Here is a 1,451-nt window from a genome sequence, read left to right as displayed (position 1 = left end):
GGTTCTTGCCTGTGTTCAGTGAGCCCAGCGTGCTATAGCTATCGCCAGAGGGGCTCTCCATCACATCATTTTTTGTGATGCGGAATAGCGCGGCTGTCGCAAGTAACTTGCCATCGTTTAATTGCCACTTCGTTCCAACCTCAATGCTTTGTGTTTTCTCCGGGTCACCTAATTGAGGGTCGCTGGCATCGACACAGATACCACCATAGCCACAGCTAGTGCCTACATCCGACTCACCACCATTCAAGTTGGTTGCAGTCGAGAAGCTGGCATAGACGTTTGCATTGTCCATAAACCGATAGCTGGCACCGATATGGCCGTTCCAATAGCCACCGTCGTCAGCAAATTCAGTCCACTCACTTTCTAAGGGCCCGCTTCGGCCATCCGGGTCATAGTTTGCGAAGGTGCTGTAGTCGTAATAGTCGTAACGAACGCCACCAAAGGCTGTCCAATTATCACTTAACTCGACGGTATCCATGAAATAGAGCGCAAGGGTTTCAACATTCCAATCTGAGTCTTTATCACCTTGGGCAATATCTCGTTGAATCAATGTATTGAGGTCTGTCGCGGTATTACCATTTTCGTCTGACCAACAATAGCCTTCCCCAACACCACGTCGACCTGAAGTGAAGCAGTTTGAGGCTCCTTCAGAAGTGTAGCTATAGACGCCGTTGATAACCGTTTGGTCGGTATATTCGACACCAATCACGATGTCATGAACTGTCTCGCCGAGTTCTTTTGTAGTCAGAAAATTAAATTGATTGGCAAAATAATCAACGTCTTGCCAGCCTTGATGAGTACTTAACGAAGCAGTTTCAAAGCCATTGGTATCATTCGTAGCATCATCAAGTGTTGGGTAAGCTGTTGTACCTCGGGCTCCTGTCGCAACATAACCATTCTCGGTAATACCGTAGCGAGTCAGATTCACAATGCTCGAAGTTGGGCTAAATTCATAACCAACACGCAGCGTTGCAGTACTGGTTTCAGATTTCAGAAAGTCCTCATCTTGCACATAAGAAGGGATATCTTTAACAGGTTTGCCGGTATCACCATCTATGTAGGTACCTAAGTCCGGGCTATCTTCGCCTCGGAAATGATAGACATCCGCAACGATTTCTAGCTGATCTGTTACCTGGTGAGATAGTGAGATTGCTGCACCGGCGCGATTTCGGTCAGCCGGGTCACGGTCGGGAACATTTTCACCTGACTTAAGCAGGTTAACACGTAGGGCAGTGTCATAATCAATGACCTGGTTGATATCAGCCGTGACGCGGTGGTGCCAATCGGTGCCGATACCGATAGAGCCTTTCGCAAAGTCATACTCGGTGCTTGCACGTTTGGTTGCCGAGTTCACCGCTCCACCTGTTGTGCCGCGCCCTGCAAAGCTCGCGCTAGGGCCTTTACTGATTTCAACTTGCTCAACAGCGAAACTTTCACGAATGGTCATGCCC

1 protein-coding gene is annotated in these 1,451 nt (G+C 48.6%); it reads right to left on the bottom strand.

The annotated features are described in order from the left end of the window. Window positions 1-1,451 (bottom strand): TonB-dependent siderophore receptor (locus A3756_RS28305; protein WP_197481520.1); only part of this gene is annotated, 1,451 nt, incomplete at both ends.

It is taken from the genome of Oleiphilus sp. HI0086 (assembly GCF_001635225.1).
The sequence above is the reverse complement of the archived record's forward strand: the minus strand, read 5'-3'. Positions and strand labels throughout refer to the sequence as shown.